The 24,237-nt window shown below is 73.3% G+C and carries 17 protein-coding genes and 1 tRNA gene; 14 read left to right on the top strand and 4 right to left on the bottom strand.

Annotated elements, in window-relative coordinates:
- Nucleotides 1-319 precede the first annotated feature (319 nt).
- The 10 genes from ACGF1Z_RS11425 to mycP all read left to right on the top strand — a co-directional run bounded on the left by ACGF1Z_RS11425 (nt 320) and on the right by mycP (nt 13,701).
- Complete coding sequence (locus ACGF1Z_RS11425; RefSeq protein ID WP_393002389.1) at nt 320-1,609, top strand: extracellular solute-binding protein; 1,290 nt, start codon at nt 320-322, stop codon at nt 1,607-1,609.
- Between the two features lie 16 nt (nt 1,610-1,625).
- Nucleotides 1,626-2,600, top strand: a complete 975-nt coding sequence (locus ACGF1Z_RS11420) for a carbohydrate ABC transporter permease (RefSeq protein ID WP_393002387.1) — start codon at nt 1,626-1,628, stop codon at nt 2,598-2,600.
- Nucleotides 2,597-3,442, top strand: a complete 846-nt coding sequence (locus ACGF1Z_RS11415; RefSeq protein ID WP_393002385.1) for a carbohydrate ABC transporter permease — start codon at nt 2,597-2,599, stop codon at nt 3,440-3,442. Before ACGF1Z_RS11420 ends, ACGF1Z_RS11415 begins: the two co-directional genes overlap by 4 nt.
- Nucleotides 3,443-3,446: 4 nt before the next feature.
- On the top strand, nt 3,447-5,099 hold the full coding sequence (locus ACGF1Z_RS11410) for a beta-N-acetylhexosaminidase (protein ID WP_393002383.1): 1,653 nt from the start codon (nt 3,447-3,449) through the stop codon (nt 5,097-5,099).
- A 302-nt stretch (nt 5,100-5,401) separates the two neighbouring features.
- Nucleotides 5,402-6,244, top strand: coding sequence for an FAD binding domain-containing protein (locus ACGF1Z_RS11405; RefSeq protein WP_376638284.1), 843 nt, complete (start codon nt 5,402-5,404; stop codon nt 6,242-6,244).
- On the top strand, nt 6,241-7,863 hold the full coding sequence (locus tag ACGF1Z_RS11400; protein WP_393002381.1) for a 2Fe-2S iron-sulfur cluster-binding protein: 1,623 nt from the start codon (nt 6,241-6,243) through the stop codon (nt 7,861-7,863). Before ACGF1Z_RS11405 ends, ACGF1Z_RS11400 begins: the two co-directional genes overlap by 4 nt.
- Entirely contained in the window at nt 7,860-10,160 is a 2,301-nt protein-coding gene (locus ACGF1Z_RS11395) for a molybdopterin cofactor-binding domain-containing protein (RefSeq protein WP_393002379.1), read from the top strand. The genes ACGF1Z_RS11400 and ACGF1Z_RS11395 overlap by 4 nt, the downstream gene beginning before the upstream one ends.
- Before the next feature lie 166 nt (nt 10,161-10,326).
- Complete coding sequence (locus ACGF1Z_RS11390; protein ID WP_393002377.1) at nt 10,327-10,878, top strand: hypothetical protein; 552 nt, start codon at nt 10,327-10,329, stop codon at nt 10,876-10,878.
- Between the two features lie 58 nt (nt 10,879-10,936).
- Complete coding sequence (locus tag ACGF1Z_RS11385; protein ID WP_393002375.1) at nt 10,937-12,466, top strand: hypothetical protein; 1,530 nt, start codon at nt 10,937-10,939, stop codon at nt 12,464-12,466.
- 17 nt (nt 12,467-12,483) lie between these two features.
- On the top strand, nt 12,484-13,701 hold the full coding sequence (mycP, locus tag ACGF1Z_RS11380) for a type VII secretion-associated serine protease mycosin (RefSeq protein ID WP_393002373.1): 1,218 nt from the start codon (nt 12,484-12,486) through the stop codon (nt 13,699-13,701).
- 36 nt (nt 13,702-13,737) lie between these two features.
- Here mycP and ACGF1Z_RS11375 read toward each other — a convergent pair whose 3' ends face one another.
- The 3 genes from ACGF1Z_RS11375 to ACGF1Z_RS11365 all read right to left on the bottom strand — a co-directional run bounded on the left by ACGF1Z_RS11375 (nt 13,738) and on the right by ACGF1Z_RS11365 (nt 19,125).
- Nucleotides 13,738-15,837 carry a serine/threonine-protein kinase gene (locus ACGF1Z_RS11375; protein WP_393002479.1) on the bottom strand — a complete coding sequence of 700 codons (2,100 nt, stop codon included), beginning with the start codon at nt 15,835-15,837 and terminating at the stop codon, nt 13,738-13,740.
- 205 nt (nt 15,838-16,042) lie between these two features.
- The gene (locus tag ACGF1Z_RS11370; RefSeq protein ID WP_393002371.1) at nt 16,043-18,259 is read right to left on the bottom strand and encodes a protein kinase; all 2,217 of its coding nucleotides are present in this window, start codon (nt 18,257-18,259) and stop codon (nt 16,043-16,045) included.
- Nucleotides 18,260-18,282: 23 nt separating this feature from the next.
- Nucleotides 18,283-19,125 (bottom strand): serine/threonine protein kinase, encoded by an 843-nt coding sequence (locus tag ACGF1Z_RS11365; RefSeq protein ID WP_393002369.1) that lies wholly within the window; start codon nt 19,123-19,125, stop codon nt 18,283-18,285.
- A gap of 514 nt (nt 19,126-19,639) precedes the next feature.
- Here ACGF1Z_RS11365 and ACGF1Z_RS11360 point away from each other — a divergent pair.
- The 4 genes from ACGF1Z_RS11360 to ACGF1Z_RS11345 all read left to right on the top strand — a co-directional run bounded on the left by ACGF1Z_RS11360 (nt 19,640) and on the right by ACGF1Z_RS11345 (nt 24,070).
- Entirely contained in the window at nt 19,640-20,302 is a 663-nt protein-coding gene (locus ACGF1Z_RS11360) for a hypothetical protein (protein ID WP_393002367.1), read from the top strand.
- A gap of 335 nt (nt 20,303-20,637) precedes the next feature.
- Nucleotides 20,638-21,063, top strand: a complete 426-nt coding sequence (locus tag ACGF1Z_RS11355) for a hypothetical protein (RefSeq protein ID WP_393002365.1) — start codon at nt 20,638-20,640, stop codon at nt 21,061-21,063.
- Nucleotides 21,064-21,077: 14 nt separating this feature from the next.
- Nucleotides 21,078-23,414, top strand: coding sequence for a hypothetical protein (locus ACGF1Z_RS11350; RefSeq protein WP_393002363.1), 2,337 nt, complete (start codon nt 21,078-21,080; stop codon nt 23,412-23,414).
- A 20-nt stretch (nt 23,415-23,434) separates the two neighbouring features.
- Complete coding sequence (locus ACGF1Z_RS11345; protein ID WP_393002361.1) at nt 23,435-24,070, top strand: hypothetical protein; 636 nt, start codon at nt 23,435-23,437, stop codon at nt 24,068-24,070.
- A gap of 59 nt (nt 24,071-24,129) precedes the next feature.
- Here the strand turns inward: ACGF1Z_RS11345 and ACGF1Z_RS11340 are convergent.
- Nucleotides 24,130-24,201 (bottom strand) — tRNA-Cys (locus ACGF1Z_RS11340).
- Nucleotides 24,202-24,237 lie beyond the last annotated feature (36 nt).

Genomic DNA, 24,237 nt, shown 5'->3' with positions numbered 1-24,237 from the left:
CGACCCCTACCCCCACCTCCCCGACCACTCCACCGACCACGCCTCCGACGACCCCCCCCCCCCCCCCCCCCCCCCCCCCCCCCCCCCCCACCCCCCCCCCCCCCCCCCCCCCCGGGGGGGGGGCCCCCCCCCCCCCCCCCCCCCCCGGGGGGGGGCCCCCCACGCCGGGGGCCGTTCTCGTTGCACGGGGTGCTTCGGGCGGTCACAGAGTGGTGGAGACCACTTGTCGCGGTCGGGGTCCGCCCCTAACCTCACGCGTGTTGTGCAGAACGAAACGCCCGTTGCACATGCTGCAACGCCCGTTCGGAGGGGACCCGTCGTGAAGCTTCCTGCCCGCATCGCCGTACCCATCGCCCTGATGACCCTCGCCGCCTGCGCCCCCCAGACCTCCGGCGGCACCGCCCCGGCCGACGACAAGAGCGGCACCCTGCGGGTCTGGCTCTTCCGGGAGGTCGACAACCAGCCCAAGGAGAAGGTCGTCGAGCAGGCCGTCGCCGCCTTCGAACGGCGGCACGCGGGGACGAGGGTCGAGGTCGAGTACATCCCCGTCGACACCCGCGCCCAGCGCGTCAAGGCCGCCTTCAACGACCCGAAGTCCGCACCCGACCTCATCGAGTACGGCAACACCGACACCGCCGGCTACGTCGCGGACGGCGGACTCGCCGACGTCACCGCCGAGTTCGCCGCCTGGGCCGACGCCGAGGACACCGACCCCACCGCCCGCGCCTCCGTCACCGTCGACGGCAAGGTCTACGGCGCCCCGCTCTTCGTCGGCGTCCGCGCGCTCTACTACCGCACCGACGTCTTCAGGGAACTCGGGCTCACCGCGCCCAAGAGCCAGGACGAGCTGATCGCCACCGCCAAGAAGGTCCGCAAGGCGAAGCCCGGGCTCTACGGGCTCGCCGTGGGCGGCGCCTACACCTACGGAGCCCTGCCCTTCGTCTGGGCCCACGGCGGCGAACTCGCCACCAAGGAGGGGACGTCGTACAAGGCGGCGATCAACAGCGCGGCCGCCCGCAAGGGCATCGCCGCCTACACCTCGCTCTTCGGCGACGACAACTGCCCCGCCGCCAAGTGCGCCCAGATGGGCGGCAACGCCACCGTCACCGCCTTCGCCTCCGGCAAGGCCGCCATGGCCATCGGCGGCGACTTCAGCCACGCCGCCGTCGAGGCCGGGGCCGTCAGGGGCAGGTACGCCGTCGTCCCGCTGCCCGGCACCACCCCCGGCTCCATCGCCCCCGCCTTCGCCGGCGGCAACAACCTCGGCGTCCTCAGGAGCACCTCCCACCGCACCCTCGCCGTCGACCTGATGAAGCAGCTCGCGGGCAAGGACACCCAGGGCCGGCTCTTCGACGCGATGGGCTTCCTGCCCACCTACACCGACGTCCGGCAGCAGGCGGCACGCAGGGAACCCTTCGTGAAGCCCTTCATCGACACCCTCGGCGCCGGCACCGAGTTCGTCCCCGCCTCACCCGGCTGGGGCCGGATCGACGCCTCGCTCGTGCTCCCGACGATGTTCCAGGAGGTCGTCAGCGGCCGGAAGGACGTGAACGCCGCCTCGGACGCCGCCGCCGCGAAGATGGACGCGGCCTTCGCGGCGGCGCGCTGAGCCCGGGACGCCCACGATGACCACCACCGCATCCCCGCGCCCGCCCACGGCGCCCGCCCAGGGCCCCGCCGGGCCGACCGGGCCCGGGGCCCGGCGGGCCGCCGCCCGCCGCCGCTCCGGCTCCGCCCGGACGGCCTGGCTCTACCTGCTCCCCGCCCTCGCCGTCCTCGGCGGACTCCTCGTCTACCCCATCTACCAGCTCGGCCTGATCTCCTTCCTGGAGTACACCCAGGCCCAGGTCAGCGGCGGACGGCCGACCTCCTTCAAGGGGCTCGGCAACTACCGCGCGCTCTTCTCGGACCCCCAGTTCTGGCAGGTCCTCCTCGCCACCGTCCTCTTCGCCGCCGCCTGCGTGCTCGTCACCCTGACCGTCGGGTGCGCGCTCGCCGTGCTCCTCACCCGCGTCCGCGCCCTGCCCCGGCTCGCCCTCATGCTGGCCGCACTCGGCGCCTGGGCCACGCCCGCCGTCACCGGCTCCACCGTCTGGGTCTTCCTCTTCGACCCCGACCACGGCCCGGTCAACCGGGTCCTCGGGCTCGGCGACTTCTCCTGGACCTACGGGCGCTACAGCGCCTTCGCCCTCGTCCTGGCGGAAGTCGTCTGGTGCTCCTTCCCCTTCGTGATGGTCACCGTCTACGCCGGGATCAGGGCCGTCCCCGCCGAGGTCCTGGAGGCCGCCGCCCTCGACGGCGCGTCGCAGTGGCGCATCTGGCGCTCCGTCACGGCCCCCGTGCTCCGGCCGATCCTCGTCGTCGTCACGATCCAGTCGGTCATCTGGGACTTCAAGGTCTTCACCCAGATCTACGTGATGACCGCAGGCGGCGGCATCGCCGGCCAGAACCTGGTCCTCAACGTGTACGCCTACCAGAAGGCCTTCGCCTCGTCCGAGTACAGCCTCGGCTCCGCCATCGGCGTCGTGATGCTGCTGATCCTGCTGGCGGTGACCCTGGTCCACCTCCGGCTGCTGCGCCGCCAGGGAGAAGAACTGTGACCTCCACCGGATTCCGGATCCGCCGTCCCGGGCGCCTCGCCGCCGAGGCCGTCACCCTCCTCGTCGCCGCCGCCGTGGCGTTCCCGCTCTACTGGATGGTCCTCTCCGCCCTCAAACCGGCCGGCGAGATCCAGTCGACGACACCCCGGCCGTGGACCCTGTCCCCGTCCCTCGACTCCTTCCGGCGCGTCTTCGAGCAGCAGGATCTCGGCCGCTACCTCCTCAACTCCCTGATCGTCGCCTGCTCGGTCGTCCTCGCCTCCGCCGTCATCGCCTTCCTCGCGGCGACGGCCGTCACCCGCTTCCGCTTCCGCTTCCGGACCACCCTGCTCGTGATGTTCCTGGTCGCGCAGATGGTCCCCGTCGAGGCCCTGACCATCCCGCTGTTCTTCCTCATGCGGGACCTCGGCCAGCTCAACACCCTCGGCTCGCTGATCCTGCCGCACATCGCCTTCTCGCTGCCCTTCGCGATCTGGATGCTGCGCGGCTTCGTCAGGGCCGTGCCGGAGGCGCTCGCGGAACAGGCCGCGATCGACGGGGCGAGCCGCACCCGCTTCCTGTGGCAGATCCTCTTCCCGCTGGTCCTCCCCGGCCTCGTCGCGACGAGCGTCTTCTCCTTCATCTCGACCTGGAACGACTTCCTCTTCGCCAAGTCCTTCCTCATCAGCGACACCTCGCAGTCCACCCTGCCGATGGCCCTGCTCGTCTTCTTCAAGCCCGACGAGAACGACTGGGGAGGAATCATGGCCGGGTCGACCGTGATGACGGTCCCGGTGCTCGTCTTCTTCGTACTCGTACAGCGCCGCCTGGTCTCCGGCCTCGGCGGAGCGGTGAAGGACTGACGCGATGACCCACGAGACCTCCCCGCACGACCTCATCCCCGCGCCCGCACGCGTCGAGGGGCCCTACCGCCGCGGCTTCGCCCCCGACGCCCGTACGACCCTGAGCGCCGCACCCGGCACGGAGACGACCGAACGCTGGCTGCGCGCCACCCTCGGCGCCGCCTTCGGGCTGCCGCTGCGTGAGGCGGCCGCCGACGACGCGGACAACAGCATCCGGCTGCGCGTCGATCCCGGCCTCGCGCCCGAGGCGTACCGGCTCCACGTCGTGACCGACCCCGCCGTCGAGATCGTCGGCGGCAGCCCGGCCGGGGTGTTCTGGGGCGCGCAGACCCTCCGGCAGCTGCTCGGCCCGGACGCCTTCCGCAAGGCGCCCGTCAGGCCGGGGCCGGTCGCCGGGCCGGTGACGCAGACCATCGAGGACGAGCCCCGCTTCGCCTGGCGCGGTCTCATGCTCGACGTCGCCCGGCACTTCATGCCCAAGGACGACGTGCTGCGGCAGCTCGACCTGATGGCCGCCCACAAGCTCAACGTGCTCCACCTGCACCTCACCGACGACCAGGGCTGGCGCATCGAGATCACGCGCCACCCGCGGCTCACCGAGGTCGGCGCCTGGCGGGCGCGCACCAAGTGGGGGCACCGGGCGTCGCCGCTGTGGAACGAGACACCGCACGGCGGCTTCTACCCGCAGGACGACATCCGCGAGATCGTCGCCTACGCCGCCGACCGGCACATCTCGGTCGTGCCCGAGATCGACCTGCCCGGCCACTCGCAGGCCGCCATCGCCGCGTACCCCGAACTGGGCAACACCGACGTCGTCGACACCACCGCCCTCTCCGTCTGGGACACCTGGGGGGTCAACCCGAACGTCCTCGCCCCGACCGAGGCCGTGCTGCGCTTCTACGAGGGCGTCCTCGAAGAGGTGCTCGACCTCTTCCCGGCACACACCTCGCCCTTCGTGCACATCGGCGGCGACGAGTGCCCCAAGGACCAGTGGAAGGCCTCGGCGACCGCGCAGGCCCGGATCGCGGAGCTCGGCGTCGGCGACGAGGACGGGCTGCAGTCCTGGTTCGTCCGGCACTTCGACCGCTGGCTCGCCGACCGCGGGCGGCGGCTCATCGGCTGGGACGAGATCCTGGAGGGCGGCCTCGCGCCGGGCGCCGCCGTGTCGTCCTGGCGCGGGTACGCCGGCGGCGTCACCGCCGCCGAGGCCGGCCACGACGTGGTGATGTGCCCCGAGCAGCAGGTCTACCTGGACCACCGTCAGGCCGCCGGCGAGGACGAGCCGATGCCCATCGGATACGTACGCACCCTGGCCGACGTGTACCGCTTCGAGCCCGTGCCACCGGGAATCGCCCCCGAGGCGGCCGCCCACATCCTGGGAACACAGGCCAACGTGTGGACGGAGGTCATGGAGAACCGGGCCCGCGTCGACTACCAGACCTACCCCCGCCTGGCCGCCTTCGCCGAGGTCGCCTGGTCCCGGCTGCCCGCCCCGCAGGAGCGCGATCTCGCCGACTTCGAGCGCCGCATGACCACCCACTACGCGCGCCTCGACGCCCTCGGCGTCGACTACCGCCCGCCCGGAGGCCCGCACCCCTGGCAGCGCCGCCCGGGGGTGCGGGGCCGCCCCCTGCAGGGGCCACCCCCGAACGTGTGAGGCGCCCGGCCCACCCCGGTGTGAGCCACCTATCCCCCCGGCGTCACCCAAGAGAGGCAAAACGGAAGTTACTGTCACTCGTGGGGCGGCCCGGCACGTCCTGGACGGCACCGTCCTTCGCGGACCCTCGCGACGTACGGCGCGGAAGATGTGCCAGAGTTGCCACGTCCAGGCTGTGAGCACGTACGGTACGCCCACACAGGCGTGACAGCCGGGGACGGTCGGGGATCACCGGGACACCGGGAAGGGGCAGCGGGTTGACCACGCACGCACCACAGACGGCATCACGGGCCGCACGGTCCGTGACGCTGCCCACCTCGCTGGACGAGGCCGTGGCGGCGCTCACGGCCATGCCGGCCGCCGTTCCCGTGGCGGGCGGCACCGACCTGATGGCCGCCGTCAACCGAGGTCAGCTGCGCCCCGCGGGCCTGGTCGGCCTGAGCCGGATCAACGAGATCCGCGGCTGGCAGTACCAGGACGGCCACGCCCTCCTCGGCGCCGGCCTCACCCACGCCCGGATGGGCCGCCCCGACTTCGCGGCCCTCATCCCCGCCCTGGCCGCCGCCTCGCGGGTCGCCGGACCGCCGCAGATCCGCAACGCCGGCACCCTCGGCGGCAACATCGTCTCCGCCGCGCCCACCGGCGACTCGCTGCCGGTGCTGGCCGCCCTGGAGGCCGAGCTGGTCGTCGTCGGCCCGCTCGGCACCCGTGAACTGCCGGTCAGCCACCTGCTGGCCGGGCGCGACCTGCTGGCCCCCGGCGAACTGGTCGCCTTCGTCCGCGTCCCCCTGCTGCACGCCCCGCAGGTCTTCCTCAAGGCCACCGGCCGCACCGGCCCTGCCCGCGCCTCCGCCTCGGTCGCCGTCGTCCTCGACCCGGCGCGCCGCGGGGTGCGCTGCGCGGTCGGCGCGATCGCGCCGATGCCGCTGCGGCCGCTGGAGGCCGAGCAGTGGATCGCCTCCCTGGTGGACTGGGACGCGGAGCGGGGCCTGGCCCCGGAGGCGCTGGCGGCGTTCGGCGAGTACGTCGCCGCCGCGTGCATTCCGGACCCGCAGGGCGACGAGCAGTTGCCCCCGGCCGTACTGCACCTGCGGCGCACCGTCGCCGCGCTGGCCCGACGAGCACTGGGGAGGGCGCTGTCGTGAGTGACGCACAGAAGGGTCAGGGTGGCTGGGAGCCGATCCCGCAGAGCGAGGGCTACGACGGCGACGCGACCGCGTTCGTGCAGCTGCCGCCCGAGTTCATGCTGGAGGGCACCCCGCTGGAGGCCCCCGGCCACGGCTACGTGCCGCCGATGATCGTCCCGCTGACCCCGCTGGCGGACCCGTCGGCCGCGGACCCGTCGGCGACGGGCTCCTGGGCCGTACAGCAGCCGATGACGGGCGGGAGCGCCCAGGAGGCCCCCGGCCACGCGGCCCCGGCGCACGGGACCTACCCCCAGGAGACGCCCGGCCACGCGGCCTTCGCGCACGGGGCCCCGGGCCAGGGGGTGCCGGGTCACGAGGGCGCGGGTCATGAGATGCCCGGTCACGAGGCCTCCGGGCACGGGGTCGCCGGGCATGAGGTGTCCGGGCACGGGGTCGCCGGGCATGAGGTGTCCGGGCATGAGGTGTCCGGGCACGGGGCTTTTGCGCACGACCGCTCCGCGCACGGTCTCGTCGCGCACGATCCCTCCGCGCACGATCCCTCCGCGCACGGTCTCCCGGCCCACGATCCCTCCGTCCGGGAGCAGACGGGGCAGTGGACCGTCCCCACCGTCGAGGGCGACGCCGAGGCCCTGGAGGACTCGGGCGAGTACACGACCTCGCGGCTGGCGCAGTACGCGAGCAGCGCCCCCGCGACGCTGCCGGGCGGCGCCCCGGCGCCGTGGGCCGTGCCGGCGACGGAGCCCGCCGCGGACCCCGCTCCGGAGTACCTGCCGGAGGCGGAGCCCGAGGCGACGGCGCCCGAGCGGGAGGCGGAGCCCGACCACGCGGCCGTACCCGACCAGGCGTCCGGGCCGGACCCGGCGTCCGGGCCGGAACCCGGGCCGGAGGGGGACCCCGAGACCTTCGCGTCCGCCCCGGACGGCCACGTCCCGGACGGCCACGTCCCGGACGGTCACGCCCCCGCGGACCACGTCGACCCCGCCGACCACGCTCCCGTCGACCGCTTCGACCCGGCCGGCCACGCCGGCCTCGACCCGGTCGCACCGGCTCCCGTCGACATGTCGATCGACAGCGACGAGCACCCCCACACCTCGTACACCCTCCGCGTGAACGGCGCCGACCGGCCCGTCACCGACTCCTGGATCGGCGAGTCGCTGCTCTACGTCCTGCGGGAGCGGCTCGGCCTCGCCGGAGCCAAGGACGGCTGCTCGCAGGGCGAGTGCGGCGCCTGCAACGTGCAGGTGGACGGCCGGCTCGTGGCCTCCTGCCTGGTGCCCGCGGCGACCGCCGCCGGCTGCGAGGTGCGGACCGTCGAGGGCCTCGCCGTCGACGGCGAGCCCTCCGACGTGCAGCGGGCGCTGGCCAGGTGCGGGGTGCAGTGCGGCTTCTGCATCCCGGGCATGGCCATGACCGTGCACGACCTGCTGGAGGGCAACCACGCCCCGACCGAGCTGGAGACCCGCCAGGCGCTGTGCGGCAACCTGTGCCGCTGCTCCGGCTACCGGGGCGTCCTCGACGCCGTCAGGGAGGTCGTCGCCGGGCGCGAGGCCGAGGCGGGCGACGAGGCCCGCATCCCGCACCAGATCCCCCACCCGCACGACGGAGGCACGGCGTGACCAGCGACACGACGACCACGGAACCGGCGGACCCCGGCTCCGGTGCCGGTTCCGGCCTCGGTCTCGGCGTCTCGCTTCCGCAGGCCGACGCACGGGCGAAGACCGAGGGCACCTTCCCCTACGCCTCCGACCTGTGGGCCGAGGGCCTGCTGTGGGCCGCCATCCTGCGCTCCCCGCACCCGCACGCCCGGATCGTGTCCATCGACACCAAGGCCGCGGCCGAGATGCCGGGCGTACGGGCCGTGGTGACCCACGCCGACGTGCCCGGCGCCGCCACGTACGGCCGCCAGGTCGCCGACCGCCCGGTCTTCGCCTCCGACCTCGTCCGCCACCACGGCGAGGCCATCGCCGCCGTCGCCGCGGACCACCCGGACACGGCCCGGCTCGCGGCCGCCGCCATCGCGGTCGAGTACGAGATCCTCGACCCCGTCACCGACCCCGAGAAGGCCTTCGCCGCGGAGCCGCTGCACCCCGACGGCAACCTGATCCGGCACATCCCGCTGAGCTTCGGCGACCCGGAGGCCGCCGGCGAGATCGTCGTCGAGGGCCTGTACCGGGTGGGCCGCCAGGACACCGCCCCGGTCGGCGCGGAGGCCGCGCTGGCCGTGCCGCGCCCCGACGGCGGCGTCGAGCTCTACACCGCGTCGACCGACCCGCACACCGACCGCGACCTCGCCGCGGCCTGCTTCGGCCTGCCGCCCGAGCAGGTCAAGGTGGTCGTGACCGGCGTCCCGGGCGCGACCGGCGACCGCGAGGACCCGGGCTTCCAGATCCCGCTGGGCCTGCTCGCGCTCCGCACCGGCTGCCCGGTCAAGCTCACCGCCACCCGCGAGGAGTCCTTCCTCGGCCACGCCCACCGCCACCCCACCCTGCTGCGCTACCGCCACCACGCGGACGCCGAGGGCCGGCTGGTGAAGGTGGAGGCGCAGATCCTGCTGGACGCCGGCGCGTACGCCGACTCCTCGTCCGAGTCGCTCGCCGCGGCCGTGTCGTTCGCCTGCGGTCCGTACGTCGTCCCGCACGCCTTCGTCGAGGGCTGGGCGGTCCGGACGAACAACCCGCCGTCCGGGCACGTCCGCGGCGAGGGCGCGATGCAGGTGTGCGCGGCGTACGAGGCGCAGATGGACAAGCTCGCCGCCAAACTGGGCCTGGACCCGGCGGAACTGCGCATGCGCAACGTGCTCGCCACGGGCGACATCCTGCCGACCGGCCAGACCGTGACCTGCCCGGCGCCGGTGGCGGAACTCCTCGCGGCCGTACGGGACTTCCCGCTGCCGCAGCTGCCCATGGACTCCCCGGAGGAGGACTGGCTGCTGCCCGGCGGCCCGGACGGCGCGGGCGAGCCCGGCGCCGTACGGCGCGGCGTCGGCTACGCCCTCGGCATGGTGCACATGCTGGGCGCCGAGGGCACCGACGAGGTCTCGACGGCGACCGTCCGGGTCCTGGACGGGGTGGCCACGGTCATCTGTGCGGCCGTCGACACCGGCTCCGGCTTCTCGACCCTGGCCCGCCAGATCGTCCAGGAGACGCTGGGCGTCGACGAGGTCCACGTCGCCCCCGTCGACACCGACCAGCCTCCGGCGGGCGCCGCCACCCACGGCCGGCACACCTGGGTCTCGGGCGGAGCGGTCGAGCGCGCGGCGAAGATGGTCCGCACCCAGCTGCTGCAGCCGCTGGCCCACAAGTTCGGCATGTCGACCGAGCTCCTCCAGATCAGCGACGGCAAGATCACCTCGTACGACGGCGTCCTGTCCACCACGGTCATGGAGGCCCTGCAGGGCAAGGAGCTCTGGGCCACCGCCCAGTGCCGCCCGCACCCGACCGAGCCCCTCGACGAAGCCGGCCAGGGCGACGCCTTCGTCGGTCTCGCCTTCTGCGCGATCCGCGCGGTGGTGGACGTCGACGTGGAACTGGGCGCGATCCGGGTCGTCGAGATGGCCGTCGCCCAGGACGTCGGCCGCATCCTCAACCCGGCCCAGCTCACCACCCGCATCGAGGCGGGCGTCACCCAGGGCGTCGGCGCCGCCCTCACCGAGAACCTGCGGACCGCCCGCGGCCTGGTCCGCCACCCCGACCTCACCGGCTACGCCCTCCCGACCGCCCTGGACGCCCCGGACATCCGCATCGTGAAGCTCGTCGAGGAACGCGACGTCGTCGCCCCGTTCGGCGCCAAGCCGGCCAGCGCGGTCCCCGTCGTCACCTCCCCGGCCGCGGTCGCCTCCGCGGTCCGCGCCGCCACCGGCCGCCCCGTCAACCGCCTCCCGATCCGTCCGCAGGCGGCGGTGGTGACGGGCTGAGGGACGGCCGCGCGCCGTAGCGAGACCCCCGTTCTCCGTGGCCAAGTCGTAATCGCGTCAGGGGCGTTGGGCCCGCAACCGGGTGATGCGCGCTGTCCGTCGTCTTGACTACAGTGATGCACGGACTTCGGCTCGGCTCGTCGGTTCACGGGGAGGAGCACCCGGCGTGGAAGCTTATGCGGACGGTGCGGGGGGCGGCGCCTACGCCATGCGTGGCATGAGCAGCGAGGCGCTGCTCTACAACTCCGAGTCCATGATGGAGTTCAAGAAGGGCGTCGACGAGATGATCGTCGACCTGCTGGCCTCCCCGGCGGCTCCCAAGGCCATGGGATCCGACCAGGTGGCCCGCAGCCAGTTCGGCGGGGGCGGTGCAGCCTGGATCGAGGCGCACGAGATCTTCTCGTCGTACAAGGACGTGCTCGGGGAGCTGACGCGGCTCTCCGGACTCCTGTCCGACTGCCTGGAGGGCATGGGCATCGCCGTCGACATCTCCAAGAACGGCTTGGAGGAGACCGACGCCGACCTCCGGAGCAAGATGCTGGCCATCAGCCGGCGCACCACGGACGCCAAGACCGAGGCCGACAAGAAGGCCGGCTACGACACGACGCCGTCCGGCAAGCCGGACGGGACGGACGCGACTGTGCCGCAGCCGCCGCCGGCCCCCGCAGGCCCGCCGCGGCCGGCCGAGACGGCCGGCGGCGACGCCGACCTCGGCTGACGGGCACGGGGGACACAGGGACTCGGGGACACGGGGACACGGGGAGGGGCGACTCTCGATGGAGCACAACGACAACAGCGGGGGCGGCAGCGGAACCGACTTCCGCTCCATGCCGCACCAGCAGATGATCGACTGGCTGGACGAGGCCAGCAGCTTCTACGTGCGCGACGCCAGTGACCGCCTGACGCGGGCCGCGAAGAAGATGCGGGAGATCGCGGACGAACTCAAGAAGCGTCCCGGCGGCGTCCAGTGGGAGGGCGAGGCCGAGAAGGCGTTCATGGAGTGGACCACCAGCCTGGCCAGCACCACCCACAGCCTCGCCGACTACAGCACCCACGCGTCGAAGTGGCTCACCGAGTCCGCCGACGCCATCGCCGCCGCCCAGAGCGCCATCCCGCGCTACACCTCCGTCGCCCAGGCCAAGGAGAACCTGGAGGCGGCGCAGAAGTACCACAACGACCCCGACTCCCAGACGATCGCCCGCAGCGCCCGCTCCCAGATGGCGCCCGAGGGCGCCGACGCGGCCGCGATCAAGGCGAAGGAAGAGGCCAACCGGCAGGCGGCCGCGGGGGAGATGGAGCGGCTCTCGGGCACGTACCAGTGGTCGAGCCTGCAGATGAAGAGCTTCCAGATGCCGTCGTTCCAGCCGCCGCCACGGGCTTTCGTGCCTCCGCCGGCCGAGCGCAAGAGGGACGAGTCCTCACACGTCGGCACCGCGACCGGGCAGGACGAGAACCGCTCCGACGGCACGGAGACCACGCCTACGAGGGCACAGCAGGACACCAGACCGCTGCCCGACGCACAGGTGGTTCCGCCGACCCGCGACACCACCGGGCCCACCCGGGTCGTCCGGCCCGAGGTGCCCGCCGATCTGGGCATCGACAGCGTGCACACGCCGCCGCCCACGACCGGCACGCCGCCGACCACCGGCACGCCGCCCGCCCCCGCCCAGCCGCCGAACACCCCGGCGACCCCACCGTTCACGGTGCCGCCGGGGCCGTTGAACCTGCCGCCCGTGACGGGCCCGGTCCCCGGTCCGCCGGCCGGCGGCTCCACCAGGACGTCTCCGGTCCCCGGCCTGCGCGGCGGCCCCGGCCCCGCCGCCCCGCTGCCGGGTACGCCCCGCGAGGGGATCACTGGCGGTCGTCCCGTGCCGAACACCCCCGGCCGGACCACCACCGGCCTTCCGCGCAGCACGGTGATCGGCGGTGAACCGGCCGCCGGGCGCGCCGGCAACAGCCTCGGCCGCGGCCCCATGGGAGGTCCCGGCATGGGAGGCCCTGGCCCGGGCGCTCCCGGCGGCCAGAGCGGGGTCAGCGGCGGCCGTCGCCTCGCCTCCGAGCCCGGCGGTGTGGTCGGCGGCCGCGCCCAGCGGCCCGGCACGCCGGGCGCCCGGCCGTTCACGCCCGGCGGTTCGGGACTCGTACGCGAGGGCGCGCAGGGCGGCGTTCCCCTGGGCAGGGGCGGCTCCGTGCCGGCTGGGGAGCGACGCGAGGAGGAGCGGAGCGAGCGTCCCGACTACCTTGTCGAGGACGAAGAGACCTGGCAGCAGGACGGCCGCCGCGTGGCGCCGCCCGTCATCGACTGATCGGCGCGAGGAAGCAGATGCGTACCAGCGGTATTCGACCGAGCCGGGCCGGGAACGTCGCCTCGGCCGCCCTGTCCATGCTGCTGGTCGGCATCGCGTCCGTACCCGCCCACGCCGAGAGCATCCGCTCGCAGCAGTGGCACCTGGACACGCTGCACGCGGAGGAGATCTGGCAGATCAGTACGGGTGAGGGCATCACCGTCGCCGTCATCGACAGCGGGGTCGACAAGAACAACCCCGACCTGGTCGGCCGCGTCCTGGACGGCAAGGACCTCGCCCCGGGCGAATCAGGGGACGAGCACGACGACTTCGACGGCCACGGCACCGGAATGGCCGGTCTCATCGCCGGAACGGGCAAGGCCCGGGGCGGAGACGGCGCGTTCGGCCTGGCCCCCGGCGCGAAGATCCTTCCCGTCCGGCTGCCGGACCCGGACCCGGACCGCAGCGCGCAGGCCGCCGACGAGGAGTTCAACAAGCTGGCGTCGGAGGCCATTCGGTTCGCCGCGGACTCCGGCGCCCGGGTCATCAGCATCTCCCAGGGCGCGCAGGAGGGGTCCGGCCAGCTGACGGGAGCGGTGAAGTACGCCCTCGACAAGGGCGCTCTGGTCTTCGCCTCCGTGGGGAACAGCGCCGACAGCGACAACGTGGTCGAGTACCCCGGCGCGACCCCCGGCGTCGTCGGCGTCGGTGCCATCGACCGGAAGCTGACCCGGCTCAAGAACTCGCAGTACGGCCCCCAGGTCGATCTCGTCGCCCCGGGCAAGGACACCGTGCACGCCTGCGGCGGCGGTACCGGCCTGTGCAAGTCGACCGGGACCAGTGACGCCACCGCCCTGGCCTCCGCCGCCGCCGCGCTCGTCTGGGCCGAGCACCCGGACTGGACCAACAACCAGGTGCTCAGGGTTCTGCTCAACACCGTCGCCGCGCCCAACGACGGGGGCGGCCGCAACGACTACATCGGCTACGGCGCCATCCGGCCCCTGCGCGCCCTGAAGACCCCCGGCGATCCCGGCCCCGCCGGCGTGCGCCCCCTTCCGGACCTGCCGGCCGCGCAGACCGCCTCGGCCTCGCCCCCGACCGCGCCGTCCGCCACCGGCCCCGCGTCCGCGGCCCCGCAGGCGGACGACGCCACCGGGGGGAGCGGGAGCGGGCTCTGGATCGGGCTCGGCATCGGAGCGGCCGTCCTGCTCGGGGCGGCCGTCGCCGTGCCCGTGCTGCGCTCGCGGCGCGGCTGATCCGTCCCGGGGGACGCGAGGCGGGGCGCGAGCGGGTCAGTTCCCGAACACCGGCATCGCCATCACCCGCCCGCCGCGGGCGGCGAAGACGCGATGGGCGTCGCTCGAGAGCCGGTAGGCGCCGGTGCGCTGCATCTCGACCGTGAAGTAGAAACGGTGCGTCTTCTTGTCGACCACCCGCAGGTGGCTGTCGTCGGGCGCCGCGAGCCAGACCGTGGCACCCTCGACGGCCGGGGCGGTGAGGCTGCCGCCGACCTCGTCGAGGACCTCGTACCAGTCCGACACGGCGAAGTCGACGTCCGGCATGGTGCGGTAACGGTAGGCGTTGTAGCCGTTGACGGCGTAGACGACGCCTTCCTCGGCGGTGGGGCTGCCCCAGCCCAGGACACTGGCGCTGCTTGCCTCCTCGCTCCAGAGGACGGTGCCGTCGTCGAGTCTGCGGGCGGTCAGACGGCCGCCGGACAGGTAGACGACGGCCCCGTCGACCGCGGGGGTCGTACCGTTGCTGCCCTGCCCCTCGGCCTTCCAGACGGTCTTGCCGGTGCGGGTGTCGACGGCGACGACGCGTCCGTCCAGCCCGTTCACGACGAGCCGGTTCGCGCCGACGGCGGCCGTGGCGGGACTGCCTGCGGTGCTGGGGGACGCGAGCGGCACGGTCCAGGTGGGGGCGAGGGTCCAGGCGTCGACGGCGCGGAGTTCGTTCTCCGTGGTCACCAGGTAGACGTGCCGCGCGTCGGCCGCGAGCAGGTGGGCGGCGGACGCCTCCGCCCGCCACACGGGCCGGCCCGTCGATGCGACGAAGGCGTGGAGGACGCCGTCCTTGTCGAGACCGACGACCAGGCGCCCCGCGACCGACACGAAGCCGGCCCGCGCGTCCATGTCCGGGGACTGCCAGCGCTGCTTGCCGTCCGTGACCGCGAGGGCCAGCAGCCCGCCCGCCTTGGCGTGGACGACCAGCACGTCACGGACCGGCAGCGGTGCGCGGGCCTCGGGATCCGTCACGTCGAGCGGCCCCCACAGCGGCTTCGGCGCCTCGCCCGCCTGGGTGTCGATGAGCGAGACGAAGGGCGCCGCAGGCGTGCCCGCCGCGGCGGGCACCTCGGCGTCGTAGTTCACCGGCCCGCCCCCGCCCCTGGTCAGCCACCAGGCTCCGGTACCGGCCCCCGCCACCAGGACGCCCGCACCCGCGGCGAGGAAGCGCCGCCGCGACGTCGCCCGGGGCACCGCGATCGACGGGGCGGTGGCGGTGTGCGCCGCGGCCAGGTCCTTCACCGCCGCCTCACGCCGCCCGATGTCCTCGGCGAGCGGCCCCTTGCGCCACGCGCGCTCGGCGCCCTTGGGCGCCGTGACGGCCGCGGTGATCTGAGCGGTCGAGGGGCGCAGCTCCGGATCCTTGGCCAGGCAGGGGCCGAAGAGTTGCTGCAGGGCGGGCGGGACCTGGCTCATGTCCGGGTTCCCGTGCACGACCTCGTACTGGACGGCCGCGATGTTCGACGCGTCGAAGGCGCGACGACCGCTCGCGGCGAAGACGAGGACCGCGCCGAGAGAGAAGACATCCGAGGCAGGACCGACCCGCCGGCCCAGGACCTGCTCCGGCGCCCCGTAGCCCGGTGTCACCGGGATCTGGCCGGTGGTCGTCAGGGTGAGGCCGTGCTCGGGGCGGGCGATGCCGAAGTCGATGACCCGGGGTCCTGACGAGGTCAGCACGATGTTCGCCGGCTTGAGGTCACGGTGGACCAGGCCGGACGCGTGGATGTCGTGGAGCGTGCGGGAGAGAAAGTGGCACAGGGCACGGACGGTGGGCTCGTCCATCGGTCCGTACGCGCGAACGGCCTCGTCCAGCGTCGGTCCGGCGAGGAACTCGGCCGCGATCCAGGGCCTGCCGCCCTCCGTCTGCGCGCCCAGGACCCGCGCCACGCCCTTGCCGGTGACGGCCTGTGCCATCTGCGCCTCGCGGACGAAGCGCTGGGCGAGCCCGTGGTCGTGGGCGAGTTCGGGGCGGAGGACCTTCACGGCGGCGGGGCGACCGGAGCCGTCCTGACCGAAGTAGACCTTGCCCATGCCGCCCTCGCCGAGGACGCCGAGGAGACGGTACGGGCCGAGGCGGAGCGGATCGCCGGTGGCGAGGGGCTGCATGGTCACTGCGATGCCTTCCGGGATCGGCGGGAGCGAACGGTCGGGCGAGCGGACGGGAGACGAGCGGACGAGCGAACGGGAGCGCCGCACTCAGACGGAAGCGGGGCGGATCGGCCGAATCGGCGGTTGCGTGGCGCCGGGGCCGGGGCCGGGGCCGGGACCGGCTCGGTGACCGGGTGGCCGAAAGGTGCGGGCGCCACGGGCTTCACACCAGGGGGATCGCCACCGCGGTGGTCTCCCCGGCGCCGATGATCCGTCTGCCGGGCCGGTCCACCACGTACCGGGTGGCGTCCGTGGCGAACACCCAGGCCGAGCGCCGGGTCGCCAGGTCCACCGCGCTCAGTCCACCCCGCACGGGAGCGTAGGCGTACTTCTCGCCCACCACCGGCACGACCGCGAGCAGGGGGGTCAGCGCACGGGCCGGCGGGGCCTCCTGCCAGCGGCGGGCGCCCTTGTCGGCGCTGACCGCGATCAGACCGCGGTCGCCCTCCGCCGCGTACACCAGACCGCCCGCGACCACGGGCAGGCCGTAGAAGAAGCGGTCCTCGCGATGCTCCCAGGCGACGCCGCCGTCGGCGAGGCGCAAGGCGCGCAGCCGGCTGCCGCCCAGATAGACGTGGGTGGCGTCGGTGGCCAGCTCCCCGGGGTACGGCATCCGATCCCCGCCGTTCTCCGGCATCGGGACGGTCCGCCGCCACAGCCGGGCGCCGGTGCGGGCGTTGCGCGCCTCGACCACGTACGTGTCGGGTAGGAACTTGCTCGTGATCGTGATCAGCCGGCCGGAGCGGACCACCGCGACCTGGATCCTGTCGGCGTCCTCGTCCGCGACGCGCCAGGCCTCCTTTCCCGTACGGAGGTTCACGGCCAGCAGGTGCCAGCCCTTCTCCTTCTCGTCCACGGAGTCGTTGCGGCCGCCCCGCTGCGAGGCGGCGTACAGCATGCCGTCGGCAGCGGTGAGCAGCTTCGTGTACAGGGTCGATCCGTCGAAGCCGGGTATGTCGATGCGCCGCGCCGCCTGCTCGGCCTCGCGGGCGGCATAGGTCTCGATCTGCAGGACGCTGGGCCCCTCGACGCCACCTTGCGAGACGTAGAAGCGCGTGCCGTCCGAGGTCACCTGCCACGGTCTCGACACGGAGTCGTTGTTCCACAGCTCCTTGCCGGTCCTCACGTCCCGGACCCGGAACACCGCGGTCTCCACGAAACCGGCCACGGCCCCGCCCGGAGCCGGGGCGAGGAAGGGCGTGATGGTCTGGTCGCGGTCCGAGGCGTCCGTGCGCCACAGCGGCGCCGGTGCGCCGTCCGAGGCGGAGGGGGCCGCCACGGGTGCGGACGGACCCGAGGAGGGTCCGGAAGCACCGGCGCCGGGCGCCCCGTCGTCGGACGACAGCAGGCTCCAGGCGCCTGCCGCGACGGCCACCGAGCCCAGTGCGGCGCCACCGCCGAGCGTGAGCAGGCGGCGTCTGGAGGTTCCTGACGGCCGGGGCGGCACGGTCGCGTACGGGTCGCTCGCCGGTGCCGGCAGGCGGGGCGGGTGGGGGTGCCAGACGTCGGTGGCGCGGCGGGCGACGGCCGCCAGTACGGCCGGCGGCAGGTGGTCGGCGAACTCGCCGTGGCCGTCGTGGAGTTCGGCGATCAAGGTGTCCGTGACCGGGCGGGCCGCGGGGTCCTTGGCGAGGCAGGCCGTCAGGAGGGGGCGAAGGGACGGCGGGAGGGCGGACAGGGCCTCCGGGTCGGGCTCGGCGTAGCGGACCCGGTAGAGGAGGTCCGCCGCGGCGCCCGTGCCGAAGGGAGGACGTCCGGTCGCCGCGAAGACCAGGACGCCGGCGAGCGCGAACACGTCGCCCGCCGCCGTGTGTTCCTGACCGGAGGCCTGCTCCGGGGACATGTACGCGGGCGTGCCGGCCGCCGCGCCCGTCGTGGTCAGCCGCTCGTCGCCCGCGGCACGGGCGATGCCGAAGTCGATCACCTTCGGGCCGTGGGCCGTGACGAGGATGTTGGAGGGCTTCAGGTCACGGTGCACCACGTCCGAGGAGTGCAGCTGCCGCAGCGCGCCGGCGAGGGCGGCGCCCACGGCGCGCACCGTCGGCTCGGGGAGCGGGCCCGCGAGGGCGACCGCCTCGTCGAGCGGCGGCCCGAGCACGTACTCGGTGGCCAGCCACGGGGTCTCGGCCAGCGGGTCCGCGTCGAACACGGCCGCGCCGTGCCGGTCGCCGATGATGCGGGCCGCGTCCGTCTCCAGCCGGAAGCGGCTGCGGAACGCGGGGTCGGTGGCCAGCCGTGCGTGCACCGTCTTCAGGGCGACCGTACGGCCGCCCGGCGAGCGCGCCAGGTACACCGTGCCCATGCCGCCCGAGCCGAGCCGGGCGAGCAGGCGGTACGCGGCGACGGTCGACGGGTCGTCGTGGGTGAGAGGCGAGAGCATCGTTCGGTTCCCGGTTCAGGTGGTCAAGAGCCGCTGGTGGCAGGCAGATCGGCCGCGAGGAGCGCCGCCGACTGATGGGCCAGCGCCGCCACCACCCGGGCGGGCAGCCAGCCCGGCGTCAGCAGCGAGGCCGCCGAGCCGAGCACCGTACCGTGCGGGGCCGGCGGGGCCAGCGCCGTCAGCAGCGCGGCGGCCGCGGGGCGCTGCGCCGGGTCGCGGGTCAGACACGCGGCGATCACGGGCCGCAGGGAGTCTGGCAGTTCAGAGCGTTCCGGGACGGTGTGGCCCGTCGCCGCGTACGCGAGCACCGCGCCCAGCCCGTACACGTCCCCCGGCGTCCCCGGCGTACCGCCGGCCGCCTCCTCCGGCGCCTGCGCCCCCCGGTCCACCCGGTCCGTCGCCCGAGCCGCCCCGAAGCCCGTCAGACGCGGCCCCTCCGCCGTCAGCAGCACCGCGGCCGGCGCCACCCCGGCATGCGTCACGCCCTGGGCGTGCAGCGACGTGAGTGCCTCGGCGAGCGCCGCCCCGATCACCCGGACCGTTCCCTCGGGCAACGGACCGCCGTGCACGGCCAGGGCGACGGGAAGCGGGAGGGCGGGGGAGTAGGGCTGGGTGAACCAGGCGTCGCCCGCCTCGCCCACCGCCTGGACCGGCAGCGTCCAGGGCGCCGTCGTGCGCTGTGCCGCCTCGGCCTCGGCGCGGAACAGGGCCGGGTCGGCGCCGGGGTGCGGGGCGCTGAACAGCACCGTACGGTCGCCGTCCGCGGACCTGGCGACGAAGCGACGGTACGGGGTCGTGGGGGACGCGGGGGCCGACGCCGAGTCCGGCGGGTCGAGGCGCGTGACGAGACGGTACGGCCGTTCCATGTGCGAATCCCCCTGTCGTTCCCCCTGAGCAGGGAGAGCCTACTCAAGGGGCGGCGGAGATCCGACCGGGGTGGCGCCCGGCCGGGCGGTGTCCGGACGGTGTCCGGAGAGCCCGTCGGGTCCCGGGGGAGAACCGGGACGGGCCCCTGCGAAGATCGAGGGCGAGGACCGACCGGCCTTTGTTCCCGCGGCGATTCGTGTTTGGCTGCCCTGGGACCTCACCCTGTCCGCGGGCAGGGGTGCCTGGTCCGTCCGCGGGCAGGGGGTGCCTGGTCCGTCCGCGGTCCCGGGGGCTGCCCTCGTCCGCGGTCCGGGGGTCCGGGGGCACTTCCTCCGTCCGCGGTCCGGTGGGCTTCGCCCGTCGGCGGTCGGGAGGGCTTCGTCCGTCCGCGGTCCGGTGGGCTTCCTCCTTCCGCGGTCCGGCCCGCTCTTGAAGTGAGGTTCGGCCGGGGAACTCCGCCCGGTAGCAACGCCCGGTAACAACGCCCGCCCTACCCGTACGAGAAGGACTGACATGCGGATGCTCGTGACGAGGACCGGCACGGCCGTGGCGGCGGCGATCGTGCTCGCCGGCTGCTCGACCGGCACCACGGAACCCGGGGAGCCGAAGGGCGCTGCCGCCGCCGAGGTGTGCGGAGGCTTCGCCGGGGAGGCCGCCACGACCGCGGCGCTGAAGGCCGTGACCGGGGCGGACCGGTTCGGCGAAGGCCTCTCCGACCCCGAGAAGGCCGTGGCGGCGCTGCGTGACGCCGTCCGGTCGGGCCAGGCGAACCCGAACCGCCCCCAGGGCTACCCGTACTGCCGTCTGCTGCCCGCCGGCCACGAGGAGCAGGACCTCCAGGTCGTCGTGAAGGGAGTGCGCGCAGCGCCGGGGCGGGACGCCCGGCTCGCGGACTCGACCACCTGGTACGCGTCCGGGGCGCAGGCCCTCGCGACCTCCGGCCACGCCGCGGTCTTCTTCACCTGCCGGCTCGCGTCGCCGGCGAAGGGCATCGTCATCGGCACGGAAGCCCGCGCGTACCCCGGCCCCGAGGGCGACGGCGCGCGCCGACGGACCCACCTGGTCACCCTCGCCAACGCGGCGGCCCGGCAGGTCTCCCAGGACCTCGGCTGCCTGGACGACCGCCTGGCCCCCGGGGTTCCGGCGCCCGCCCCGTCGTCACCGGGCGCGCCCTGAACGGGCGGCGCCCGGTTTCCGACCACGGGCGCCGGGGCGCGGGCGGCCGGAGGCGCCGGCAGCCGGAGGCCGGCCGGCCCGACCCTGCCACGCTGCGTTCCGTCGGCGCCGGCGGTCTGACGGAGTCACCCGCCCCGGCCGGTGACCTGACGGAGTCACCCGCCCCGAAAGAGTGGCTCCGCCCGGCCCGGCGCCCGGTGGCCTTCCAGAGGTGACGTTCCGCCACCGGAGCGGTGTTGACGCGTACCCCGCAGCGTGACCGCGCACCTGAGTAACCTCTGGCGCTCCGGCGGCGAAGAGGCCGCCACGTCGTGCGGGTGACCGCTGGGGGAGTCGTGTCCTTCGAAGAGGAATGGGCCGCGGAGCGCAACGCGGCCGCGCACCGGGTGGGCATGAGGCTTAACCAGCTGTCCCCCGGGCCCGGCAGCGGTGTCGGGGGCCCCGACCTCTGGGTGGACCGGAGCCACCTCGGCGCCATCGGGCACGCCGCCTTCCAACTGCACGGCCGGCTGCTGAAGGACGGCAACCACGCGCGTACGGACACGTCGGAGGCGGCCGCCGGTCTGTCCAGGAACGGCTTCCGTACCGGATCGGCCCTGGCGACGGTCCAGGAGACCTGGGGCTCCCAGCTCGGCACCCTGCTCTCCGCCTGCGCGCACATCTCGAACCACCTCGACCACAGCGCGGCCGCGCACGCGAGGGACGACGAGGAGATCAGAACGGCCCTCTCCGTCTCGAAGATCAGCGAGTACTTCAAGTAGGCCGGGGAAAAGCCGTGTTGACCTTCGACAACGTGCGTCACGCGCCGCTGGACAGGATGAAGGACGCCGCGGACCGCTGGTCCGAGATGAGGCGCAAGCTGGACACCCTCGCGGACGACGCCCGCAGGACGATGGCCGCCAAGGCGAAGGCCGACAGCTGGCGCGGCGTGAACGCCGAGGTCACCAAACCCTTCATCGACAAGACGGCCAAGGAGTTCGAGGACGCGGCGAAGGCGGCCGACGGCATCCACAAGGTCCTCCAGGACGGCTACCGGACCTTCAGGAAGGCGAAGGACGACCTGACGAGGATCGTCGAGACCGAGGCACCCCACCAGGGCCTCGTGGTGAAGAGCAACGGCGTCGTCGAGGCCGCCTACTCCCTCCGGAAGGACGCCGTCGCGCCCGCCGACCCCGAGTCCCCCGCCTTCGACCTCAAGGAGCGCCAGGCGATCGCCGCGCTGCAACGCCGCATCGACGCCATCGTCGAGAACTGCGACGACGCCGACGTGGCCTGCGCGAACGCACTCCGCGCCGACATCACCGGCGACAGGCACAACTTCAGCGCGCCGACGTACACGAGCCTGGACGCCGAGGAGGCGCAGCGCGCGATCGACCTGGCCGGCAAGGGCCGCGACCTCTCCCACGAAGAACTCGTCCGGCTCAACGAACTCCTCGCCGACAACAAGGGCTCGAAGACCTTCTCCCGGTCCTTCTACGACGGCCTCGGCGCGAAGGGAGCGCTGGAGTTCTTCGGCGAACTCGCCACCGACACGCACGCGTACCCGGGCAGGCACACGCAGCGCCTTGACGACGTCCAGGACCTCCAGCGCAACCTGGGCCTCAACCTCGCCACCGCGACACAGGGCGGCGACGCGTGGACCGAACGCTGGTCCACCGAGATGCGCAAGCTCGGCACGGAACGCATCCCGCTCGCCAAATACGACAGCAACCCGCCGTTCGGCTACCAACTCCTCGGCGGCATCATGCGCCACGGCGACTACGACCCCAAGTTCCTCGTCCCGATCGCCGAACACGTCACCCAACTCCACGCCAAGGACCCGCACTTCTTCGGCTACAGCCGCCCACTCCACAACGGTTGGCTGGACCACCCCTTCAACCCGTCGGGCGTGAACGGTGCCGGCTTCGACCCGGTGATCCCGATGCTGGAGGCGCTGGGGCACAGCCCGGAAGCGGCGAAGGACTTCTTCTCGGGCAAGCCGACGGCGTACGAGATGGACGGGAGCGTGGGCGGGACGCTGGATCTGGGGAAGAACAAGGACGGTGCGAAGATCGAGAGCTATCTCGACTTCTTCGCCAACGAGAAGTACGAGTGCTTCCCAGATTCCGGGAGTCACGACTCCGCTGATGAGAAAAAGACGGCGGCCTACATGCCGGACGCCCTGGGACACGCGCTGGAGGCGGCGACGCTGGGTCACGCGTGGGACGACCCGAAGCCCGAGCTGAAGAGGGACGCGGCATCGGCCGAGATCATGGCGAACGTGGTCACGACGTACGGCGGCGACGCCGAGCTGCTCAAGAAGCACCAGTCCTCGATGGCGGACAGCCTCGGCAATATGGGGGCCGGGTATATCGATGACCTCAATTGGGCTCTCACCAGGAACGATCCGGACTCTGTATACGCTCCGGACCCCAGATACAAGGCACTTCACTCGGCGTTCGGGCAGGAGAAGGCAATCAACTTCCTCACCACGCTAGGGCAGCACCCGGACGCGTATGCGACGGTGACCACGGCGGAGCGCCTTTACACCACCAGCGTGTTGGAGGCACAGGTCGGCGCGGACGGTCGGGTCGATGGTGACGGAGCCCGCGAAGCCGTGCGAGTCGGGGGCGTATTCCAAGGCCAGTTGGACCAATCTCGTGCAGGGCAGGTCGAGGCCGAGGGGATGAAGCTGCACGAAGACTATGAAAAGGCGCAGGAGAAGAAGGCCGCTTGGGTGGAATTCGGTACCACGGCCGCTATCGCAGCAGGAGTCGCGTTTCTGCCGGCCACGGCGGCGGCCGCCGGCGCCGCTGCGGTCCTTGTGCCACTCGCGGTGGACACGGGCTCCGGCGCCATGGAGCAACTGGCAGGGCAGGTCATCGGAGACTGGTCCGATAAGTCCGTCGAGGATCACAAGGACTCCACCGAGGGCAAGATCCATGAGGATAGAAGAGCCGTCTACCTTGCGGGGCGGTACAGCGCCGAATCACCGATGGAACACTTCGTCAAAGAGCACCGATCCCAGGTGAGTGGCGATCTCAAGCAGGACCTCATCGATTCGGTGATCATCGGCTACCGGGACGGCAACTTGTATGCGGGGCAGGTCGGCAACGCCCCGGAGACGGACTGATCATGCGATGGAGGGTCGCCATGCGGGTCGGACGGATGATCTTCGGAGCGATCGTGGGTCTTCTTCTCTCCGCCTGTGGCGGCAACGGGGAGCTGGAGCAGCGCATCACCGCGGCGCAGCAGTGTGACGGCACGCTGTCCTCTGAGGCGAGTCGTGCTCTAGAGACGCTGTTAGGGACGAAGAAATTCGACGCCGCCCCGCTGGGCGGCGTGGGTCGAGGCGCGGAGCAGTTGACCGGGGACTACGCGGAGCGGAAAAGATCATCGCTCCATCCTCCGGTGTGTCGTGTCGGGGGCGCTGACAGCACGGACCGGATCGACATCACATTCGGCCTCTACGCGGATCGTGAGCTTTTCGGGGACGTGCACCCTGATGGACTTCACGCGTACGAATTGGGCAGAGAGGCCCAGTCCGGAAGGCAGAAGGCATACCTTTTCGTCCGGTGCGTAAGCCCGCAGCTTGAAGGGACCCAGAAGCGGGCCGCCCGTATCCGCGGGGTGCTGGACTTTGGTGGGGCCACCCTCCCCGACACCCCCGCCACCCGCGAAGCGAACCTCACCGTCCTCCACTCCGTCACCCTCGCCGTCGTCAAGAAGCTCGACTGCGAGAACAACGCCGGCCTTCCTGAGAAGCCCGTCTTCAAGCCGAAGCCGTAACGGTCGAGGCCGTGGAAGCCCGAAGGGGCGGCTCTCGTGGAGAGCCGCCCCTTCGTCAGAGACCGTGGCGGGAATTGAACCCACGTAACTCGCTTTGCAGGCGAGCCCCTCAACCACTCGGGCACACGGTCGCGGTGCTGACGAGAGAGACGTTAGGCGCGGGTCGG

Origin of the sequence: Streptomyces sp. NPDC048018, from assembly GCF_043202995.1 — a bacterium.
In the GTDB taxonomy this organism is placed as follows: Bacteria; Actinomycetota; Actinomycetes; order Streptomycetales; family Streptomycetaceae; genus Streptomyces.
Note: the sequence above shows the minus strand (reverse complement) of the source record. Positions and strands in the feature narration are given on the sequence as shown.